Origin of the sequence: Mesorhizobium sp. IMUNJ 23232 (assembly GCF_044326205.1) — a bacterium.
Taxonomy (GTDB): domain Bacteria; phylum Pseudomonadota; class Alphaproteobacteria; order Rhizobiales; family Rhizobiaceae; genus Kumtagia.
Genome location: NZ_JBIRCY010000061.1, coordinates 22,689 through 44,477 on the forward strand (window position 1 = coordinate 22,689; position 21,789 = coordinate 44,477).

Genomic DNA, 21,789 nt, shown 5'->3' on the forward strand with positions numbered 1-21,789 from the left:
CAGCCTATCCCTGCAGCATGCCCATGATGTCGAACGCGCCATTGGCGAGGTTGGCGATCGCCAGCGCGTCCTCCTGGATCTGGTTCAGGTTGTAAGCGGCGATCGCCAGATCGGAGATCAGGTCCTCCTTGCACTTGAACATGTCCGGGCGGATCACCTGCATCTCGACAGACGCCTTGGCGTGGATCGGGTAGAGCGCCTCCGTGAACATCGTCTCCTCGATGGAGAGGCTGGTGAGGCGCACCGGCAGCATCAGGCCGGGCCCGAAGATCAGGAAGGTGATCGGGATCGACGGACGTTTGGCCTGCGCGGTGTCGGCGCCGGCGAGATTGGCGACGCTTTGCACCAGATCGCCCAGCATGCCCTGGCTGGCCTTGGTCAGCTTGCGGATCGCGGCGATGCGCGACGCTACCCCGGTCAGCCGGTTTATCGGATTCGACTGCTGCGCGAAGTCGGTGGCGTCGAGATGCAGTTCGAAGCTGATCTTTTCGTCGGGCGGCGTCGGCGCCACGTCCGGAGCGGCGGCGCCACGCGGACTGGACGATTGCTCGAACGGGTTCCACGGCGTCAGGCCGCGCGAGATCTTCTCGGGATTGTACTGGAACAGGATGATGTTGGGCGTGAACAGCACGATGTCCGGGATGAGCTGGACGAACGCCCCGCTGATCGCCTTGGCGCCGGGAGGCAGGTCAGAGCCGGCCATCGACGCCTCCAGCGGCCAGGTGACGGGCAAGCCGCGCACGCTCGCGCGGTTCCAGCGCCCTGCCGTCCTTCTCGAGTTCGCGTTCAACGCCGAACAGCGCATCGTCGGGCGCAAGCGCGCTCGCCTCGCGCCGCAGCATGGCAAATTGCGCAGTGACGGCGGCGTTGCGGATCTGGGCCGGACTGAAATCGATGGCTTCCGCCAGATCCGCCAGCAGGGCGTCGAGCCGCGCGTCCGCCTGCTCCTCGGGCCGGCGTCCGCCGAGATGCACCTGCCAGAGCCGCAGCCGTTCCGCCGGCCCGGGCGCGGGAAAATCAACGACGTGGCGCAGGCGGCGCATGAAGGCGGGGTCGATGTTGTCGCGCTTGTTGCTCGCAAGCAGAACCGCGCCGTCATAGCTTTCGATCAGCTGCAGCAGATAATTGGTATCGGCATTGGCGTGTCGGTCATGAGCATCCTTCACGTCGGTGCGGCGAGCAAACAGCGCGTCGGCCTCATCGAACATCAGGATCGCACCGCTGCCTGCGACCTGCTCGAAAATGCGCCGCAGGTTCTTCGCCGTCTCACCGATATATTTGCTGACGGTGCCGGCGAGGTCGGAACGGATCAGGTCGACGCCAAGGTCGCGCGCGAGCACCTGGGCGGCCATCGTCTTGCCGGTGCCGGACGCGCCGCAGAACAGCACCGAAATGCCAGTCGGGGCACCCGTCGGGTTGAAACCAAGCAGTTTTTCGCGGTTGCGGATCTCGAACGGGATCTGGCGCAGCAGCGTCGTGGTGCGCGGCGGCAGGACCAAATCGTTCCAGCCATGCGCCTGCGGCATCAAAGTGCCGGCGGCGCCGATGCGTCGAGCAAGACGACGGCTGACGAAGGCGCGCGCCTCGTCCGACGTCGTGACGCTTTCATTCTCCAGGGCGATGAAATCGTCGAGGTCGGAGGAGCCGCGGGCCAGGTTCGCGACCAGCTCGGGCGCCCAACGCTCGGCCGCCGGCGCCGCAAGCAGCAGCAGCCGGTGACGGTCTTCGCCGCCGAGTGCCGGCACGGCCGCATCGATGTCGCGCAACGACGGCGCCTGCTCGATCGCTTCGCCGGGGCGCGGAATGACAAATTGTAGCGGACTGCCTTGCACCCTGAGCGGCCACGGCGCGGGAGGCGCGCTCCAGAGCGGCACGTAGCCGGCGATCAAGGCGGCGCGCTGAATGCGCAGGAACGCGTCGGCGCGCTCACCCACCGGCATGTCCGCCGGGATCGCCGCGTTGAGCAGCCGGGCGCCGAGGACCGCCGCGATGCTCTGGGCGAAGTCGACGCAGCCGGCGGTCGATGCGCCATGCAACAGCAAACGGACGGGAACGCCGCGGCGCAGCCATTCACCCGTCTTCGCAGCCAGCGCCTCGGCATTCTGCCGCGCCGGAGCGGCGGACGCACCGGAGAGCGGCTCGACCATATCCGCGACCCGCGCATCGACCGAAATGTCGCCCAGCATCGTCGCGGCGACTGCCGGGTCAATCTCGACCCCGCCGTCGCGGCTAGGCAAAATCAGATTCCACGCAACCAGCGGCAAATTGCCAGCGAGAAGCAGGGGCCGGTCATGACCGAACAGCGCGGCCGCGGTTGCCGGCGCCCGTGGCCGTGTCGTCGCCCATGGCAGGCCGGCGAAGAGGTCGCCTTCCAGCCAGATGGCCAGCGTCAGGTCGAGCAGGTCAAGCTCACGCGGCGACAGACGGAACACATCCCTGATACGCCGGCGTATCCGCCCAGCCGGCAGCGTCTCCAGCGCTTCGTCTATCGCTGCCACCCGTTCAAGGCTGGCGGCATGACCATGACCGTGAACGAATTCCGCTGCCAGCCGAACTCGCTCGCAGACCAGGTCGCCGACCTCCGAGGGGGTGGCGTTCGCATGGCGCGCCCTTTGAAACGCAACATGATCGAGGTCGGCGTCCATCTCAGACCCCGATCCAGAACGGCTGCGCGTCGACACCTTCGACGACCAGGCGCACCACATGCAAAGCCGGCAGGGCGGCGTCGAAGAACGGCTGGAACGTCACGCTCGACGCGGCGACAGTGAAGCACCCGTCGTTCAGCGCCGGCACGATGTCGAAGGCGTCGCGCCGCTCATAGGCCGCGCCATCGACGATGAGCCTGATGTCGAGCTGGTCGATCTTTCCCGGCGTGCCGGCATCGAGCTGGATGTTCGGCGAGATGCGCAGCGTGATGCGCTGACGGCTCTCATTGGCGGGCGGCGGCTGGGCGGGCAAGCCCGGTATCACGACCGGCGGGTCGGCGCGATGCAGGCGCGGCGCGACCGTGAACATCACCTCATTGCTGCGCTGCGTCACAGCGCGCATGGCGCCACCGGACGGGCGGTAGTCGGTAACGAGTTCGACGGCGGCCGAATAATGCCCCGGCAGGACGTCGACCGTCGCCGGATTACCGGCGGCGTCGCGGTAGCCGAGTTTTGGACCGATTTCCACGTCGATGCCATCAGGTTCGAACGAAACCCCCCAGCGTGTCGCCTGCAGCGGACCCGGCGCCAGCGCGATCTCGCCGAACGGCACGCCGGCCGCGCGCCAGCGCTCGCTGCGCACCATCAACTGCCGTTGCACACCCGAAGCAAGGCCGCTGCCGAGCAGCCGGAACCGCGCATTGCCGGGGAAGAGGGGGTCGACGGCGGGCGTATCGAGAGCCGGCCGGGCAGGGGAGACGGTGATGGTCGGCGGCAGGCCGTTGGCGATGGCCGCGGGGCGCGCGAAATTCAGCTCGCTGGTGCTGCCGGTCAGCGCCAGTTCCGAACGCGGAATGACGCTCTGGCCGACCGAGTAGACGATGCCGGGCGAAGACCGCGATACCTCCGGGTCCATCAGAATGGTGCGGACCTCATAATGCGCCGACAGCCGCACCGGCTGCTCCTGTTCAGCCGCCCAATAGTTGATCGCGTCCTCCGGCGTCAGCGGCCTGAGGATGATGTCGACGATATTGCCGGTGTCGCGAAATGCCTCGAGAAACGCCGGAACCGGCGTTCCCTGCACCGTCAGCAAACTTGTGTCGTCATTGAGCGAAGGAAAATCGTGCAGCGTCTTCAGGGCATATCCCATGATCTGCTGCTCGGTCTGCCAGGCGAGCGCCTCGGCGGCGGAGTGATGGGCGGTGAGGATGTAGAACAGGCTCAGCGCCAACGGCGTCGTCGAAACGTTCTCCCGGTCGCTGCCCGGACCCGGCAGGTTGCGGCGGAATTGATCCTCGGCAATGTGGTAGAGATGCAGGTTCACCGTGCGGTTCGCCGCTGCCTGCGCCTCGGGATAGCCGCAGGTCACCTCGATCGGCAGCGCCGCCGCGCCGGCAAGGCGCGCGATGTTGATGGTCAGCAGGCGCCTGAGCGTGGCGGACACAAGGGCAAGGTCGCTGGTCGACATCGCCCTACCTCCGCCGCATGCCAAAAATTGACACAGTGCGCCGTCGCACCGGCAGCGGCCCGATCACGGACGCGGCTTCCGCCGTCAGCGGCCGCACGACTGGCGAGGGGCGTGGCGCTGATGCAGCAGGCAACGCCGACGTGTTCGCCTCGGCCGGTGGGGCCGATTTTGGCGGGCTAGTCGGTGACGCTTGCTGCGGGACGTCGCGCTGCCGCCGCTCGGCGAGCGCGTCGGGCAAGGGGCGAGACACCGGCTCGGCCCGCGGCCGGGCGAATGGCGTCACGACGGCCTCTGCCGGTTCGGCACGCGGTGGCGCGAAAGCCTCCCTAGTGATCGCCTTCGCGGCCGGCTGCGCCTCGGGCGCGGCTTGCGGCAATGCGCGGGCAGGCGCCGCAGGTTCGGCCGCAGGCACTGCGACCCGCGCGCGCGGCTGGGGATCTTCAGCCAACTCCTGAGGCGTCCGCGCCTCCGGCGCCGATGGGACGATGCTGAGGGCGCGCCGTGTTTGCCCGGGGGAGGCGGGCTCGATCGCTCTCAGGGAGACCGGTTCGGCGGGCGCCCGAGGGTGTGTAGCAGCGCCCGTCTCGTTGGCCAGCGCCGGGGCCGCCATCGGTTCGGCGATGCCCGCAGCCGGGCGCGGGTCGGCGCGCAACTCGGCTTCGACGCTCACGGGCGTCGCTGCCTCCGGGGAAGGCACAGCCGCGACCGGCAAAGGCCTCGGACTGTCGATCGAGGGTTGATGGCTGGTCGGGGGCGCCAAGAATGCATGCGGCACGATCGCTCCCGCTGGTTCGACCGCGACATCGGCCGTATCGACGGGCGCGACGAAGCCGGGTAGGTTCAGGCGCTGGTCCGCCTCCGCCAGCGGCGAGGCCAGGCGTGCGGCCGGCGCAATTGCGAGGCCCGGCATGGCAAGCGAGGGCGCCGGCGCGCCGCGGTTGAACAGGCGCTGCAGGTAAGAGCTCATGCCGCCCTCGCGCGCCGCGCCGTCGCCGCGCCGGCGATGCGCACGAAACCGTGCCTCAGCGCCCGCGGCATGGCGACGATATCGGCAAACGACCAGCCATAGGCGCGGGCGACGACATCGATTTCCCGCAGCAAGACGTCGCGTTCGCGCAGCAGGCTTTTCATGAAAAACGTCGTCAGATCGAATTCGACCGACTGGCCGCCGCCGCAGTTTGGACAGGTCGTGGCGACCGTGTCGGCGAGCAGTGGACAGAACAGCGCCAATGCGTTCTCGACAATATCGGGCGCATCGCCGCCGCGCTCGACGATGAACGTTTCGAGCGACAGCGGCGACACAGCCACCGATAGCAGATCGCGGACCTCGGGCAGCCTGAGCATGGTCCCCTCGGCGAGCCGCGCCACGCGGACACCGTCGCGGACGAAAATCCGCTCGTCGGCCTGGCGGCGGTCGGCGTTCACGGCCGCGACGGGCACGTCGAACTCGTAGGCCTTGCGGCAGCGGGCGCATTCGCAACGCGCCTCGGCCCGCTCGCCGTAGAGATCGCAAAACAGCGTGGCGATGATGGCGTCAAAGTCACCGACCGGCAGACGCCGCGTCTGGCCGGGCTGCAGGCATTCGTCTTCGTCGACGATCAACCGCTCGACCAGCAGCACCGCATCGCGGTAGCTGTCGCCATGGAGGCCGAGCTCGTCGGCCCCGGTCAACGGACGGAGGAAGGCGCGCGAGGCGCCATCGACACCGTTGGGGAGCGAGATGGCCAGCATCGGTCGTCAGGCCGGCGTGAAGATGCCGACAGGCTCGGCGGCGAAGGCGACGTCGCGTTCAAAGCCGTGGTTCTGCAGGACAATCGACTCGAAGGCGAAGGCGTTGCCGTTGGCGTCGAGTTCGGGCAGGGCGTTGTATTCCGACACCCAGCAGCCGTAGACCTGCCATTTGATCACCGGATTGCCTTGCAGGTTCAGCAGCTCGATCACGATGTTGCGGCGCATCTGCGCCAGGCTGTTGCCGCCATCGCCGAGCGGACTCAGCACCTGGTTCGCCCATTCCTCGAAGGCGTGATCGAGCGTGATGCCGCGCTCGAGCGTGATGGGCTCGAATTTGGACTGACCCGGCGAGTTGACCGGGGTGGCCGGCATGGCGCCGTCGCGGTGGCTGATCACCTCGGTGGTGCGTTTCAGGCCGGACACCTTGCTCACGCCCGCGACCAGCGCGGGGCCCATGTAAACGCGGAATTTGAAGTTCTTGTAGGGATCGATCTGTCGCGAGACGGCGGTTATCGGCATGGCAGGGAATCCTTTCCGGCAACGCGGCGCTAGACTTCGATCTGGCCGGCGAGCTGCTTGATGGTGACGACGATGAACTCGGCCGGTTTGAGCGGGGCGAAACCGACCTCGACATTGACGATGCCGAGATTGATGTCGTTCTGCCGCGTCGTGGTGGCGTCGCAGGCGACGTAGTAGGCGTCGGAGGACTTCAGGCCCTTGAAGGCGCCCTGGCGGAACAGGTTGTTCATGAACGCTCCGGCGGCGAGGCGGATCTGCGCCCAGAGCGGCTCCGCGTTGGGCTCGAAAACGGCGAATTTCAAGCCGCGATAGAGGCTTTCTTCGATGAACAGCGCGATGCGCCGCACCGGCACATACTTCCAGTCCTGATCGGCATTGTCGGAAAAGCCGACCATGTTGCGGGCGCCCCAGGACACCGCGCCGGTGGACATCGAACGCAGCGTGTTGACCGCTTCAGTGTTGGTGGAGCCGTTCTGCTCGTCGGTGATGAGGTATTCGAGGCCGCGGACGCCGATGAGGCTGGCCTCGAGCCCGGCCGGCGCCTTCCAGACGCCCCGCTTGACGTCGGTGGCGGCGTAAACGCCGGCCATGGTGCCGGAGGGATCGATGGTGATCACCTTGCCGCGCGGATCGGCGATCTTGACGCGGGGCCAATACACCGCCGCATGGTCGATCTCCATGCCGGAACGTAGCGCCTTCACGCCGGCGGCGGCAGTTTGAGCTTTCGACCACGTGCCGGCATCGGAGGGCGGATCGACGATCAGGAAGGCCCGGCGTTTCTTGCAGAACGCGCTCGCCGGTCCCCACAGATTGGCACGGTCGCCATCCACCTGCTGCTTCGTCTCACCCAGCGCGCGTGGCAGGATCAGCATGTTGAAAATGTCGGCGTCGCGCTCCAGCAGTTCATAGGCGTCGGTGTAGTCTTTCGGCAGTGGCGGCTCGCCATTGCTGCCGGGTTGATTGCCGACGCGAAAATTGGCCGCCGCCGGCGTGGTGAGGCCGGTCGCCGGCGGCGCCATGCCGATCGCGTAGGAGCGCACATTGGCGGGGCGGCCCCCATTCTGCGCCAGGGCGCCGTTGCCGCTGATCGAATCCGGCGCGGCGCCGCTGTTGAACAGCGTCATCGTCAGGTCACCGTCATGCGTGCCGAACAGCGGCTTGATGACCAGGCGATAGCCTTGCACGATGGCGGTATAATTGCCGGCGGCGCTGGCGTTGACGACACTCGCAAGGATGCCCAGGTTCTCGGCGACGTTCTTCAGCGACCCCGCGGTGTTCGGGGCAGCGAAGGCGGTGCCGGCAACGATGCGGCCAGCCGCGACGAATGTCGCGGCCGGACCATTGAACGTGCCGGGCGCGCCCGTGAGCGTCAGCTGCGCGAAGGCCGCCTTGTCGATCGCCGCAAGATGCCCCAGGCGGTTCAGCCGGGTGTTGGCGGTCTCCGTGCCGTGAATTTTGGTGACAAAGCCGGTCGGCGCGGGTCTCAGTGGCGTGTAGCCGTCGCATTCGACACCGCCATTGGCGATACCGAGCTGTAGATTACCGGTCACGTCGCGCTGCGGAGCCGCGCTGATCACCACTGGCCCGGTGGCGCAGCTGACGCGGATGCGTCTGCCGCTGCCGAACTGGGAGACGTCGGCCGTCACGGTCGCCGTCTGGCTGGCCAGCGCCAGCGCGTTGTTGATCGCGGTCTGGATGCCGGCGCCGATCTGCGCCGCGTTGGAACCGGCGGCAGGTGCGGTGAGCGTCGCGATCACCGGGGCGCCACCGGCGACGCTGATCATCAGCTGGTTGTGGGTGGCGTCGATCAGCAGGCTCAAAATAGTCACGTTGTCGGCGTCGCTGTCGGTCAGCACCAGCGCCGCCTGGGAGATGCCCTGCCGCTCGCCCGCGACCGGAGCCACCGCCAGGCTGGACACCGAAACGAACGGGCTCTCGGCGTTGACGATCGTCTCGACAAACCGGGGCGAGGTGGGGTCCATTGAAAGATTGCGGTGGACCAGCTCATTGGTGCGCTCGATCGAGCCGTCCGTCTTCACGGTGGCCGAGAACACCGTCATGTTGAAGGTACGCTCCGGGCTCGGCGTGCCGTAGTCCACTTCCACGCGAATCCTGTTGCCGTCCGCGCCGGCGCTCTTGGCGCGTACCAGGAGCACGCTCGCGGTGTCGAATTCGTTGCGCAGGGTCGAGGCGGCCATCAGCGCGGCGCCGGTACCGGCGTTCTCCGCCGTGCGGATGATCCAGGCGCGCGGGCCGCCGTTCAGGAAGAATTGCCGCACCTGATGCAGCATCTCGCCAACATCCGTGTCGCCGGCGAAAATCGCATCGAACTCGCGGGCGCTGAAGACGAGCGTCGGCGCGTTGACCGGGCCGGCCGGCGTCATGCCCACGAAGGCGCCGACAGAGGTCGCGACCGCCGATATCGTCGGCGCGCCGGACTTGGCTTCCTGGATGTAGACGCCGGGATAGGTCACCGAAACGGGCATGACGTTTATTCCTTGTCAGCGTTGGGTTGGCGGGTGGCGGGCATGGCGTAGACGATGGTGTCGGGCGGGATGCGACGCTTCTCCAGCGCACCGTCGCCGACGAGATCGGAAAGAGCGGCGAGCACAACCTCGCGGCCGATGCGCAGGCGCTGGTCGTAAAGCCACCAGTCGACGATTCCATCGACGGTGTCGCTCGCCTGCGGCATGCGCTCGATATAGGCGAGGATCTCCGACTTCACGTAAGCGCGGGCGCATTCGCCGGACCCATCCAAGGCGCTTCTCCAGAACTGCACGGGATCAGTGGAGCAAGCCGCGTGCCAGCTGCGCGGTGAATATATAAACTATTGAAATGACTATGTTTTCATGAGTCCCAGGCGGCTTTCGCCGGGGCATCTTTGCCCCAGCCAAGCTCACGCCGTTTGAGCGATGAACGGCGCGCAAACCCCTGAGTTCTCGGCAGTCGCTGAGCTGCCCCGGTTACGGCGGTGAATGGGGCACCGGTGCCCCACCGGGATGATCCGCGACGTGACATCGGCATGCAGTGCGAGGTGATCGAAAAACCTGTGGAGGAGCCGATGGCGGAGCATTGCATCGAAATGGAAGTGGCGGCACAACGCCGCCACTTGCCTCACCAGTCTTCGCCAAGCAGCGTGGCGTCAAAACATCTGGAAATCGAGATGGTCGAGCGCCAATCCGGCGGCGAGCTTGGCGAAACGCACCCCGGCCACGCCGCTGAGCCCGTCGACGTCGAAGAACAGGTCGCCAGTGACGGCGTTGTAAACGATGCGCTGGGTTGCGAGCGTCGCCTCGCCGTTGATGTTCGACACGAACTCGCCTGCATCCAGCACTGCGCCGATCGCCGTGAAGATGGCGTCGTCGAGCTGGATTATGTCGAGATTGACCTGGAAGTCGGTGATCGTGTCGACATTGGTCGCGCCGAGCACCGTGTTGAACACAAACAAGTCCGCGGTGTCCGTGCCTCCGGTCAGAATGTCGTTGCCCAGCCTGCCGTTCAGCGTGTCGACGCCGGCCCCGCCGTTCAAGGTGTTGATGCCGTCATTGCCAAACAGAGCGTTGACCTGGCTGTTGCCGGTGCCGTTGATCGCCGCCGATCCGGTCAGTTGCAACACCTCGATGAATTGCCCGGCGAGGCTGAACGACACCGAGGAAATGACGGTGTCGTTGCCAAGGCCGTTGGCTTCGAGCACGACGTCGCCGACCGTGTTGACGACATAGGTGTCGTCGCCGCCCTTGCCGTCGAGCACATTGACGCCCGCATTGCCCTCCAGCGTGTTTGCCTGTGAATTGCCGGTCGCATTGATGGCGGCCGAACCCGTCAGCAGCAGCTTCTCAATGAACTGGCCAGCCAGCGAGTAGCTGACGGAGCTGTTGACGGTATCGTTGCCATTCCGCCGTCTGCTTCGTCCTTGGCGTTACGTCTGTCGATCCCGACCGCAACGACCTTCTGTTCGAGCGCTTCGTCAGTGCCGATCGCCGCGAGCCGCCCGACATCGATGTCGATTGAACATGAAAGGCGCGAGGAAGTTATCCAGTGGGTCTATGAAACCTGTGGACGTGACCGCGCAGCACTTTGCTCGACCGTCATTCGCTATAGGGACAAGGGCGCGCTACGCGACGTCGGCAAGGCTCTTGGCCTGCCCGAGGATCTGACCAAGATCCTGTCATCACAGGTCTGGGGTTGGGGAGAGGGCGTCGAGCAAAGACACGCCGAAGGGCTCAATCTCAACATGAGTGACCGGCGTCTGCGCCTGGCGCTCGATCTAGCGCACCAGCTGGTCGGCACGCCGCGTCATCTGAGCCAGCATCCCGGCGGCTTCGTGCTCACCCGCGACCGGCTGGACGAACTGACGCCCATCGAACCGGCGGCCATGGAAGATCGTCAGGTGATCGAATGGGACAAGGACGACATCGATGTCCTGAAATTCATGAAGGTGGACGTCCTGGCGCTTGGCATGTTGTCCTGCATGCGCCGGAGTTTCGACCTGCTGGCGGAGCACAAGGACATCCGGCTCGACCTCGCCACCATCCCGGCCGAGGATCCGCGACCTACGCCATGATCCGCAAGGCCGACACGCTCGGCACCTTCCAGATCGAATCCCGCGCGCAGATGGCGATGCTGCCACGGATCAAGCCGCGCACGTTCTACGATCTGGTCATCGAGGTGGCAATCGTGCGCCCAGGTCCAATCCAGGGCGACATGGTGCATCCCTACCTGCGCCGCCGGGAGGGCAAGGAGGAAGTCACCTTTCCCAAGCCCGAGCTTGAGGCGGTCCTCGGCAAGACGCTCGGCGTGCCCTTGTTCCAAGAACAGGCGATGCGGGTGGCCATCGAGTGCGCCGGCTTTACCGCCGGCGAGGCCGATCAACTGCGCCGCGCGATGGCGACATTCAAGCATACAGGCGGGGTGAGCAAGTTCGGACAGAAGCTGATCCAGGGCATGGTCGACAACGGCTATGACCGCGACTTCGCCGAGCGCACTTTCAAGCAGCTGGAAGGCTTCGGAAGCTACGGCTTCCCGGAAAGCCATGCGGCCAGCTTCGCTCTGATCGCCTACGCGTCATCCTGGGTCAAATGCTGGCATCCGGATGTCTTCTGCTGCGCCCTGGTGAACGCGCAGCCCATGGGCTTCTATGCCGTCGCCCAGATCGTTCGCGACGCGCGCGATCATGGTGTCGAGGTCAGGCCTGTCTGCGTCAATGCCTCGCGCTGGGATTGCACGCTGGAGCCCACGGACGACGGTGGCAACCTCGCCGTCCGGCTCGGCCTGCGCCTCGTCAGGGGCTTGGGCAATGCCGAGGCGGCACGCCTGGTCGCATGCCGGGAAGACCGCCCCTTCGCCTCGGTCGACGACCTCTGGCGCCGCGCCGGCATTGCGGCCGCCTCCCTGGTAAAGCTCGCCGAGGCCGATGCCTTCCAGCCCGCCTCGTGCTCACCGCAGCGGCCGCCAGCGCGAGGCGTTGCCTCCAGGCGCCGGCTTGGCGACAAACGCGACAGGTCAATCGGCGACTTCGGTGATGTCACGGTAACAGCTTGTGAGGGGCTGGCAGGGTAGACGCACATGCATGAACACCGCGACCGCCAGCTACAAGCGTCATCGTTTCCCGCCGCAGATTATCGCCCATGCCGTCTGGCTCTACTACAGGTTCCCCTTGAGCCTGCGTCTGGTCGAGGAAATGCTGCTGGAGCGCGGGATCGTGGTTTCGTATGAGACAATCCGCCGGTGGGGCATCAAGTTCGGTCCGGATTACGCTCGCTGCTTGCGCCGCAAGCAGCCGAGCCGTGATGACATCTGGCATCTGGACGAGGTCGTCATCACCATCATCGGCAGGAAACACTGGTTGTGGCGCGCCGTCGACCAGGATGGCTACGTGCTCGATGAGATCGTCCAGAACCGCCGCAACACCAAGGCGGCCAAGCGATTGCTGACGCGCCTATTGAAGAAACAGGACGTCGCACCGAAGCGCATGATCACTGACAAGCTGCGCTCGTATGGAGCGGCCAAGCGTCAGGTGATGCCGGACGTCCAGCACCGGTCACAAAAAGGATTGAACAACCGCGCCGAGAATTCCCATGTGCCGCTGCGAAAACGAGAACGGGTGATGCAGGACTTCCGATCGCCAGGACGCCTGCAGCGTTTCGTCTCGATCTTCTCGGCTCCGCGCAACCTCTTAGTTCCACCTCGTTCAAAACGCTCCGCTCTCGCCACACATATTCACCGCCTGCAGGCCATTGCGGAATGGAAAGCCGTGACCGTGGTCAGATGACATCAGCGGCCGCAGGTCTCAACGCGTTTTTGTGCAGACAACGTGACATCGCCCAGACAACTGGAACGAGCAGTGCCGTGGTATGGTGAATTCACCTACAGCTACTAACCGAATGCCACCTGTTTACGGCACAATGTGAACGGCTTCTATGTGCGTTATCGCGCTGGCAAGGAGCCGAATGCCCGGAGCGGGCAGAGAAGCGTTCACCCCACATACCCTGCAGCGAGCATCAGGGCGATTTCAACTCGTATGGAGATCCGCGACCTCGCCCGCCGGCGCCACCGTACGATTAGAACAATGTCGATCTGGTCGGCGGCACGCACGGCAAGTCGCAGCTGGCCAAGGCGCCTGACATCAGGGCTTTCGAACGTCACCAGAAACGGTTCCGCCCTCTTGCGAGACCGGCGATTGACTGAACGAGATAGATTCTCCAAGCCGGAAATGATGAGATTTGACGGCCAAGAAACTTTCGGCGGTGATGCTTTCGAAGCACACCGAATATTATTTCGACGAGTTAACCGGAATTGTCGAATTTCTTGCCATTTCAAGGCCGTCAGCTTTCGTTTATTGAACGCATATAGGCAGTTTCGCTCGATTTGGCCTAGGGGTGGGCTGGTCGGGTTCGGGTAACGGGTGGGCATAAATGGCGACGATCTATACCTTCAACGGTACGGAGAACCGTACCGGCACGGCTGACGCCGACTATCTCTACGGCTACGAGCAGAACTCCTATCCGACCGACGATGTCGGCGACGATACGCTGGACGGGGCCGGCGGCAGCGACTCCATCTACGGCGGCGGCGGCAACGACACCCTGCTCGGTGGCGCCGGATACGACTACCTCTACGGCCAGGGCGGCAACGACACGATCGACGTCGGCCTCGACGGCGGCAACGCCTCGGGCGGCGAGGGAAACGACAAGATCTCCGGCAGTTCCGTGTCTGACACCCTCTATGGCGAGGCCGGCAACGACACGCTGAACGGTGGCGACGGCGACGACTATCTGACCGACGGCTACTACAACGACGTCAGCTCAACCGACATCCTGAACGGCGAGGCCGGCAACGATACGATCTCTTCCTACGGCGGCGTCGACACGATCGACGGCGGCATCGGTCTCGACCGGCTGTACCTCGACCGCTCCTCGGCGCTGGTATCGCTGAAATTCAACTTCGTTTCGGCCGCCGCCGTCACCACGCTCGTGGGCGACGGCACCACCGTCACGGGGGTCGAACGCTTCAATATCTGGACTGGCCTCGGCGCCGACGAGATCACCACAGGCGCGGGCGACGATTCGATCTACGGCGGGGCCGGCAACGACATTCTGAATGCCGGGCAGGGCTCGGATTCCATCAATGCCGGGGCCGACGACGACACGGTCGATGCCGGCGACGGCAACGACTATCTCTACGGCGAAGGCGGCAACGACACCCTCCAGGGCGGGCTGGGGGACGATTCGCTCTATGACGGCAGTTCTTCCGACGTCACCAGCAACGACACCCTGAACGGCGGCGGCGGCTACGACATACTGAGCTCCACCGGCGGCAAGGACACGATCGACGGCGGCGCCGATTTCGACGACCTCACTCTCGACCGCTCGAACGCGACCGCGTCCCTGATCTTCCTGATGAACTCCACCGCGAGCGTCACCACGCTCACCGGCGACGGCACGACCGTCGTCAATGTCGAGCGCTTCTACATCTATCTCGGCTCCGGCAACGACAAGGTCACCACCGGCTCCGGCAACGATAACATCAACGGCTATGACGGCGACGATACGCTGGACGGCGGCGCCGGCTCCGATTCGCTCTATGGCGGCAAGGGCAACGACACGCTGACGCTCGGCGCCGACGGCAGCTACGCCGATGGCGGCGACGGCAACGACACCATCACCGGCGGCGCGGCCTACGACAGCATCTATGGCGGCGCGGGCGACGATTCGATCTCGTCCGGCGGCGGCGACGACAGCGTACGTGCTGACGGCTTCAGCGATCCCGCGGGAGACGACATCATCGACACGGGGGCGGGCGCCGACTCGATCGAATCCTATGCCGGCACCGACCAGATCGATGGCGGGGCAGACAGCGATCATCTCTATCTCGAACGCATCAACGCGGTCGCCGGCCTGAAATTCATCTTCAAGTCCTCGGCCACGGTCACCACCCTGGTCGGTGACGGCACCACGGTGGTCAATGTCGAGCGCTTCAACATGCGCGGCGGCTCGGGCAACGACAGCTTCGCCACCGGTGACCTTGCCGACACGCTCTACGGCAACGGCGGCAATGATGCGCTGATCGGCGCCGGCGGCGGCGACACGCTCACCGGCGGCACCGGCAACGACGTACTGCGCGGCGGCGCCGGCAACGACTACCTCTATGGCGAGGACGGAAACGACACGCTTGATCTGGGCGACGACGGCGGCTCGGCGCGCGGCGCCGGCGGCAACGACATCTACATCCAGAGCAGCAAGGGCAACGACTATATCGACGAATACAACGGCGACGGCATCGACGAGGTGCAGTCCACCTATACCTACACCCTGCTCGCCTCGAAGGCCGGGCTTGGCGATTTCGAGAACCTGACGCTGCTCGGAACCGACGCCATCGACGGTACCGGCAACGAGTTCGACAATGTCATCAGGGGCAATACCGCCGCCAACAAGCTCACCGGCCTGGTCGGCGAGGATACGCTCGACGGCGGTGCCGGCGCGGACACGCTGGACGGCGGCGTCGATGACGACACCTATGTCGTCGACCAGGCCGGCGACGTGGTGATCGAGACCGCCGGCAACGGCGCCGCCGACCGGGTGATGGCGCGGTCGAACTATACGCTGGCCAAGGATGTGGACATCGAGCTGTTCACCACCGTCTCGGCCTCCGCCACGACGGCCATCAACCTGACCGGCAATGCGCTGGCGCAGGAGATCATCGGCAATGCCGGCGTGAACACGCTGAAGGACGGGGCAGGGGCCGGCGACGTACTGCGCGGCATGGCCGGCAACGACACCTATCTCGTCTACAGCGCCGGCACCTCCGTCATCGACGGTTCCACCCAGGGCGCGGCGGACAAGGTGCTGGCGGCGCTCAGCTATACGCTGGCGGCCGGCGTCTATGTCGAGCAGCTCACCACAACCGCGTCTTCCGGTACGTCGGCGATCAACCTGACGGGAAATTCGCTCGCCCAGGAGATCATCGGCAACGCGGGCGTCAACACGCTGAGGGACGGCGGCGGCGCGGGCGACGTCCTGCGCGGGCTCGGCGGCAACGACACCTATCTCGTCTACAGCGCCGACTCGACGATCGTCGAAAGCTCGGCCCAAGGCGCGGCCGACCGTGCCTTGGCGGCCGTGAGCTTCACGCTGACGGCCGGGGCGTATGTGGAGCAATTGACCACGACCAACGCCTCCGCCACGACCGCCATCAACCTGACCGGCAACGCGCTGGCGCAGGAGATCATCGGCAATGCCGGCATCAACACGCTGAAGGATGGCGGCGGCACGGGCGACGTGCTGCGCGGCATGGGCGGCAACGACACCTATCTCGTCTACAGCGCCGCCACCGACATCGTGGAAGGTTCGACCCAAGGTGCTGCCGACCGCGCGCTGGTCAATGTCGGCTACACGCTTGGGGCCGGCGTCTATGTCGAACAACTGGCGACGACAAGTGCTGCCGGCACATCGGCGATCGACCTCACCGGCAACGAGATTGCCCAATCGGTGACCGGCAATGCCGGCGCCAACCGCATCGACGGCAAGGGCGGGCTCGACGCGCTGACCGGGCTTGGCGGCAAGGACATCTTTGTGTTCTCCACCGCGCTCGGCGCGGGCAATGTCGACACGGTCGCCGACTTCAACACGGTGGACGACCGGATCGAGCTGGAGAATGCCGTCTTTACGGCGTTGACCACACCGGGCGTGCTGGCGGTGGCGGCGTTCCGCGCCAACGCCACCGGGCTGGCGGGCGATGCCGACGACCGGATCGTCTACGAGACCGATACCGGAAAGCTGTTCTACGACGCCGACGGCACGGGAGCGACGGCCGGCATCCATTTTGCCACCCTCGCGGCCGGGCTCAGCCTCAACAATGCGGATTTCGTCGTGGCATGAAACCACGGGATTGAAAGGATAAGCCATGCCGGTCGTCAGCGACTACACAGCACTCCTTTCCGGCGCTTCGTGGAGCGGGGTCGCAGACCCCGCCAACAAGCCGTCCTTCATCACCTTTTCCTTCGAGGACGTCGTCCAGCCCTATGTGACGACCGCGATCTACACCCAGGATTTCCTCGATTCGATGACGCCGTTCAGCGAGGCCGAGAAGACGGCGGCGTGGGCAGCACTTGCGCAATGGGCAGACGCCTCCGGCATCACCTTCCTCGAGGTCGGGGCCGGGCAGGGCGACATCCGTTTCGGTTCCTATGATTTTTCTCTCGATCCCAACACCAACGATTTTACCGGCAACGGCTTCCGGCCCTATTCCTATGTCGACGAATGGGGCGCCTATCGCGACGAGCTCGGCGGCGACGTTTTCATCGACCATGGCGAAGCCACGGACGCGCATATCCTGCTGCACGAGATCGGCCACGCGCTCGGCTTCAAGCATCCGTTCGAGGGCGACCCGACGCTGGATCCGGCCTTCGACAACCAGACCTATACGGTGATGAGTTACAACGGCAGCGAACCGGGCGTACTCGGCTCGTTCGATCTGCAGGCGATCGCGCATGTCTATGGCGATAGCACGCAGGACGGAAAACAGGTCGCCTCATGGTCCTGGGACGCTGTCCAACAGGTGCTGACGCAGACTGGATACGCCGCCGCCGACGTGATCTTCGGCGTGTCGGTGGCTGACATAATCGACGGCGCGGACGGCAACGACCGGATCGGCGGTTTTCAGGGTGCCGACCAATTGTCGGGAGGCGCGGGCGACGACCGGCTGTTCGGCGGCGACGGCGACGACATTCTGGATGGCGGGACGGGCTCCGACTATCTGTTCGGCGGCAAGGGCAACGACGTCTACATGCTGACGGATCGGCGTCTGCGCCATATGGATCGCCGACATGCTGTTTGAGGTCATCTCAAGCCGAAACCTGCCGCCTGACACTCCATCAATCAACGATTTTGGCCCCGTTGCCTCCGGCCGGCGGGGCTTTTGCTTTGCCGATGCTCACACCACGACGAAATCCGCAGCCGTCAGCACGGGCGATCCGGTGATCGTCGCGAAGCGGATGTTGCCGAACGCTGTTCCCGACCCGTCGGCGTCATAGCAGAGGGCGCCGGTGTCGGAATTGTGATGATGCGGTCGTCGGCATCTTTCGGCCCGACAGCCGTGTCCTTGAAGGCCGAGGCGTCCAAGGCGCCGAGCGCTGTCAGTGTGGTGAAGATCGCATCGTCGAGCTGGATCGTGTCGTCGGCGACGTTGAAATCGCCGATCCGGGCAATGTTGGTGCCGCCGAGTGCCGTCGAGAAGCGGAAATTGTCCGCCCCGCCCATGCCGAACAGCACGTCCTTGCCGCCGCCGCCGTCTAGACGGTTGGCGCCGGCATTGCCGGTGATCGACTGCGCGAATTCGTTGCCGCCAAGATCGATCCCGGACGTCCCGGTCGAACCGTTCGTCGTCATCGTCTCGACACGAACACCCGCACCGAGCGCGTAGTCCACGGCGGCCATGATCCGGTCGGCGCTTCCTTCCGACATGCCTTCGACGACCGTATCGCCCGAATTGTAGATGCGGTAGGTGTCGTTGCCGCCCAGACCGCGCAAAATGTCGGAAGCGCCCTTGCCGCCGTCGTGCAGGATATTGCTTCCCGCATTGCCGACGATTTCCTGCGACAGCGCATTCCCGGTCAGGTCGATCGTCGTGGTAGCGCCGGCCGAATTGGTCGACAGCCGCTCGACATAGACGCCCGAGCCGAGAGCATAGCTGACGGCGGCCAGCACCCGGTCCGTCCCTTGCGTCGCGGTTTCGGCGATCGTCGTTGCGGCGCTGTAGACGAGATAGGTGTCGTCGCCGCCCAATCCGCGAAGATGATCGGCGGCCCCGCCGCCGTCCTTGAGGGTGTTGACGCCGGCATTGCCGAGGATCTCCTGGGCGAACTTGTTGCCGGAGAGGTCGAGCGCACGCGTGTCGGTCGAACTGTTGGTGGTGAACAGTTCCACTTCTGCCGCGGAGCTCAGGACGTAACTCACGGCACTGGTGACCCGATCGCTCCCCTGCCCGGCCGCTTCCTCGACCACGTCCGCGGCATTGTAGACCCGGTAGGTGTCGTTGCCTCCGAGGCCGCGCAGCAGGTCCGCCGCACCCTTGCCGCCGTCGCTCAGAATATTGTTTCCCGCATTGCCGGTGGTCTGCTGCGACAGCGCGTTGCCGGTGAGGTCGATGGCGCCGGTGCCGAACATATCCGCCGTCGCCAGCAGTTCGATCTCGGCGAAGGCATCGAGCACCGCGCTGCACGAGAATCCAGGAAATTTCTTCGTCACCGCCGCCGCAAGGGCAGCCTCGTCAGCACCAGCCGGAAGAGCGGTCAAGACAGCCTCGACTGAGCTACGGTCGGGCAGCCTGGTGGGAGCATTTTCCGAAATATCGGCCATCGGACGATCCTATCAGTTCGAGCCCTTCTGGTCTTCGCCCGTCTCTGCCGCGCCGCCGCCAACACTTTGCGCGTTGGCCGGCGCCGCATTGAGATGGTGCTCAAGTGCCTCGATGCTCGTCATTACGTCGGCAAAGGCCGGCGCCGTGCCGAAGATCATCGCCGACATGCGTTCGTAGTCGGCCGCGAGCTTGGCGCGCACGTCGGCAGTCGGGACAAGGCGATAGCTGCCGGGGACTGCACGATCGTATCGGTGATCCGGCGCACGAAACATCAGCTGCTTGTGCTGCCGGCAGGCTTCGGCGAGATCGAGCATCGATGCGGTGGCCACTCCGTAGTCGGGGTGCGTCCAGATCTGATGGACATCGTAGTAATGGCGCGAATAGCGATTGAGATCCGGCACCGGCCGGTCGGCCCTCGCTTCCGCGCTTCGCTTCTCGGTCATTTCGGTCATTGCGTGCAGGATCAGCACCTTTTCCCAAAAGGTCCGTTCCGGCTTCACTGTCACTACGTTCGGGACTGCGAGGTCCGTGCCTCCTGGCATTTCCGCAGCGATATAGGGCACGATCTGGCGAGGTTCGGCCGGCTCGGGATCGGGACGAGCGCCGCCTTCGATACGGACCGCCGCCTGGACATATCCGTCACCGGAATCAAATGCGCTCTTGTAGCCGACCACGAGAATATCGAGCGCATCCCTGTTTCGAAAAGCATCGAAGCCGAATGAGAGGGAGAAATGTCCAGCCTGTCCGGCCGCTTCTTCGACGGCTGCGATCTCCTTGGCCAGCAGGTCTCTCAGCGGACCGCAGATGTATTGCCGCGCGGCCTCGTCCACTTGCTCCGCCAGTGCACGCTGCTGCTGGTTCACCGAGGGGAGGGCGGCGATGTCGGCTTCCAGGGGGACGTGCAGATCGGCCTTGTAGATTCCGATATCGATGTCCTCGGAGAACCGATGAATGAGCCCAAATGCCTTGCTGAGGCTGGTGCCACCCTTGAAATAAAGACCGACCGGATCGTTCGGGCGCCGGTTGAACAGGAAGTCGAGCACCCAGCAGACATAGAGGTCCTTCTCGATGTTCTCCGCCCGTGTCTCCAGATGGGCGGCGACCGTCGAAAAGAGCGCCCGGCGGTCATCGACGCTCGAGCGAAGGATCTCAATGAACGTCTGTTGCATGGTCCTCCTTCGCGCGCTCGGAGTTTGGCTCGCTTTCCGCGAGCTTGCGGGCGATCGTCTCGACCAGTGGGTACATCCATGCGGGCACGGCATGAATGTTATCGCGTAGATCCTGCACGATCTTTTCCCGGTTTGGATCGCGCGACAGATGCCGGACGATGCCGTTCACGGCCGCGTCGAGGCTCGGTCGCTCATCCCGAAACCAAGTCAGCGCCTGGATCACGCGCATAGCCGGGCGACCAGCCCAGAAGGCCGTCTTGGCTGAGATGCGCTTAAAGTCGAGCTTGTAGATGACCGGCTGCGTGGCGTTCGGATCACCGGTGTTCGCTTCGATCTCGATCGTCCGGGGATAGGTGTCGGCATAAATCGTTGATCGGGCCGGGACCGCAGTCGTCAAGCTGAGGTCGTTCGCGGCCGTCATGCCGTCGACCAGCACCCGCAGCTTGTCGCGCCGGGCAATCGCGTCGATGAAAGATGCCCGCGGCGGAAACACCATCTTGCGTGTCAGCTTGCTTATGCCCGGCTTGTCGTAGAGACCGCGATGGGGGCGGCGGATGTCTCCTCGCAGGGTCAGTCTTTGCAATGCTTTTTCGACGGCATTAGGCGTCCCGATGTCCAAAAAATCGGCGCGTGACCACACACCCGCGGGCGCTGCCTTGGCGATTCGGTCGTGGATGCGGTCGAGGGTGTCGGACGTGGGATCTGGCATCGAACTACCATTCTGTCCGAAGATTATATACAAAAATTGGTCAGTAGCAATCGGAAGCTCATGGCTGATGTCGGAAGCTCATGGCTGACCAAAAATTATATCTAAACATTGGTCAGTGATCTGTGCAAGATCAAGGGCCGCAAGCGTCATATCGTCGTCGACACGATCGGCCTGCTGGTCGGTCTGGTCGTCCACGCCGCCGACATCCAGGACCGCGACGGCGCGCCTCTCGTCCTGAAATCCATCCTCAAGCGTTGGCCTTGGCTGCGCCATGTCTTCGCCGATGGCGGTTACGCCGGGCCGAAGCTGAAGGGCGCGCTGCAAAAGATCGGGAAACTCGTGTTGGAGATCGTCAAGCGGCCGAAGAACGCCGACGGCTTCGAAGTCCTGCCGCGCCGCTGGGTGGTGGAGCGCACATTGGCATGGCTCGGCAGATGCAGAAGACTGGCCAAGGACTGGGAGAAATCAATCGCATCAGCCGAAGCATGGGTCTTCATCGCCCACATCCGCATGCTCACACGCAGACTCGCAAGAGCCTGATATCAGGACAGTCTTTTTGAGTCAGTCTCTAAGTGTCCGTCCGGGGACTTTGTGAGCGGGCAGAATCGGTTGTCGGATTTTGAGTTTCTGGTTTTGGATCGGTTGTGATTCCTTGTTCGGCATGATTCGAGAAGGAATGCGCCGATGTGGACC

General features: G+C 64.8%; 15 protein-coding genes and 2 pseudogenes. 5 read left to right on the plus strand and 12 right to left on the minus strand.

Annotated features, from left to right (window positions below; genetic code table 11):
• Positions 1-4 precede the first annotated feature (4 nt).
• The 9 genes from ACH196_RS30500 to ACH196_RS30540 all read right to left on the minus strand — a co-directional run bounded on the left by ACH196_RS30500 (position 5) and on the right by ACH196_RS30540 (position 10,219).
• Entirely contained in the window at positions 5-703 is a 699-nt protein-coding gene (locus tag ACH196_RS30500; RefSeq protein ID WP_396650613.1) for a hypothetical protein, read from the minus strand.
• Positions 690-2,645 (minus strand): ATP-binding protein, encoded by a 1,956-nt coding sequence (locus tag ACH196_RS30505; RefSeq protein WP_396650614.1) that lies wholly within the window; start codon positions 2,643-2,645, stop codon positions 690-692. Before ACH196_RS30505 ends, ACH196_RS30500 begins: the two co-directional genes overlap by 14 nt.
• Position 2,646: 1 nt before the next feature.
• On the minus strand, positions 2,647-4,113 hold the full coding sequence (locus tag ACH196_RS30510; protein WP_396650615.1) for a DUF4255 domain-containing protein: 1,467 nt from the start codon (positions 4,111-4,113) through the stop codon (positions 2,647-2,649).
• Positions 4,114-4,117: 4 nt separating this feature from the next.
• The gene (locus tag ACH196_RS30515) at positions 4,118-5,080 is read right to left on the minus strand and encodes a hypothetical protein (protein ID WP_396650616.1); all 963 of its coding nucleotides are present in this window, start codon (positions 5,078-5,080) and stop codon (positions 4,118-4,120) included.
• Entirely contained in the window at positions 5,077-5,844 is a 768-nt protein-coding gene (locus tag ACH196_RS30520; RefSeq protein ID WP_396650617.1) for a hypothetical protein, read from the minus strand. The genes ACH196_RS30515 and ACH196_RS30520 overlap by 4 nt, the downstream gene beginning before the upstream one ends.
• A gap of 6 nt (positions 5,845-5,850) precedes the next feature.
• Positions 5,851-6,363: a phage tail protein gene (locus ACH196_RS30525; RefSeq protein ID WP_396650618.1), complete on the minus strand. Its 513-nt coding sequence runs from the start codon at positions 6,361-6,363 to the stop codon at positions 5,851-5,853.
• A 29-nt stretch (positions 6,364-6,392) separates the two neighbouring features.
• Positions 6,393-8,849 (minus strand): phage tail sheath family protein, encoded by a 2,457-nt coding sequence (locus ACH196_RS30530; RefSeq protein WP_396650619.1) that lies wholly within the window; start codon positions 8,847-8,849, stop codon positions 6,393-6,395.
• Positions 8,850-8,854: 5 nt separating this feature from the next.
• Positions 8,855-9,121, minus strand: a complete 267-nt coding sequence (locus tag ACH196_RS30535; protein ID WP_396650620.1) for a hypothetical protein — start codon at positions 9,119-9,121, stop codon at positions 8,855-8,857.
• Between the two features lie 384 nt (positions 9,122-9,505).
• On the minus strand, positions 9,506-10,219 hold the full coding sequence (locus ACH196_RS30540; protein WP_396650627.1) for a hypothetical protein: 714 nt from the start codon (positions 10,217-10,219) through the stop codon (positions 9,506-9,508).
• A 35-nt stretch (positions 10,220-10,254) separates the two neighbouring features.
• Here ACH196_RS30540 and dnaE2 point away from each other — a divergent pair.
• The 4 genes and pseudogenes from dnaE2 to ACH196_RS30560 all read left to right on the plus strand — a co-directional run.
• Positions 10,255-11,793: pseudogene (gene dnaE2 / locus ACH196_RS30545) on the plus strand (error-prone DNA polymerase); the annotation flags it as partial.
• Positions 11,794-11,932: 139 nt separating this feature from the next.
• Positions 11,933-12,634: an IS6 family transposase gene (locus tag ACH196_RS30550; RefSeq protein WP_396650621.1), complete on the plus strand. Its 702-nt coding sequence runs from the start codon at positions 11,933-11,935 to the stop codon at positions 12,632-12,634.
• A 643-nt stretch (positions 12,635-13,277) separates the two neighbouring features.
• A complete protein-coding gene (locus tag ACH196_RS30555; protein WP_396650622.1) occupies positions 13,278-16,739 on the plus strand; it encodes a beta strand repeat-containing protein in 3,462 nt (1,153 codons plus the stop codon).
• Positions 16,740-16,764: 25 nt separating this feature from the next.
• Entirely contained in the window at positions 16,765-17,697 is a 933-nt protein-coding gene (locus ACH196_RS30560) for a hypothetical protein (RefSeq protein WP_396650623.1), read from the plus strand.
• Between the two features lie 122 nt (positions 17,698-17,819).
• On the opposite strand, the gene ACH196_RS30565 is transcribed toward ACH196_RS30560, so the two are convergent.
• From ACH196_RS30565 to ACH196_RS30575, 3 genes are all read right to left on the minus strand, one after another.
• Complete coding sequence (locus ACH196_RS30565; RefSeq protein WP_396650624.1) at positions 17,820-19,154, minus strand: calcium-binding protein; 1,335 nt, start codon at positions 19,152-19,154, stop codon at positions 17,820-17,822.
• A gap of 75 nt (positions 19,155-19,229) precedes the next feature.
• Positions 19,230-20,387: a nucleotidyl transferase AbiEii/AbiGii toxin family protein gene (locus tag ACH196_RS30570; RefSeq protein ID WP_396650625.1), complete on the minus strand. Its 1,158-nt coding sequence runs from the start codon at positions 20,385-20,387 to the stop codon at positions 19,230-19,232.
• The gene (locus ACH196_RS30575; protein ID WP_396650626.1) at positions 20,368-21,096 is read right to left on the minus strand and encodes a DUF6088 family protein; all 729 of its coding nucleotides are present in this window, start codon (positions 21,094-21,096) and stop codon (positions 20,368-20,370) included. Before ACH196_RS30575 ends, ACH196_RS30570 begins: the two co-directional genes overlap by 20 nt.
• A gap of 126 nt (positions 21,097-21,222) precedes the next feature.
• Between ACH196_RS30575 and ACH196_RS30580 the strand changes: the two are divergent.
• Positions 21,223-21,636, plus strand: a pseudogene (locus ACH196_RS30580) (IS5 family transposase); the annotation flags it as partial.
• Between the last annotated feature and the right edge of the window lie 153 nt (positions 21,637-21,789).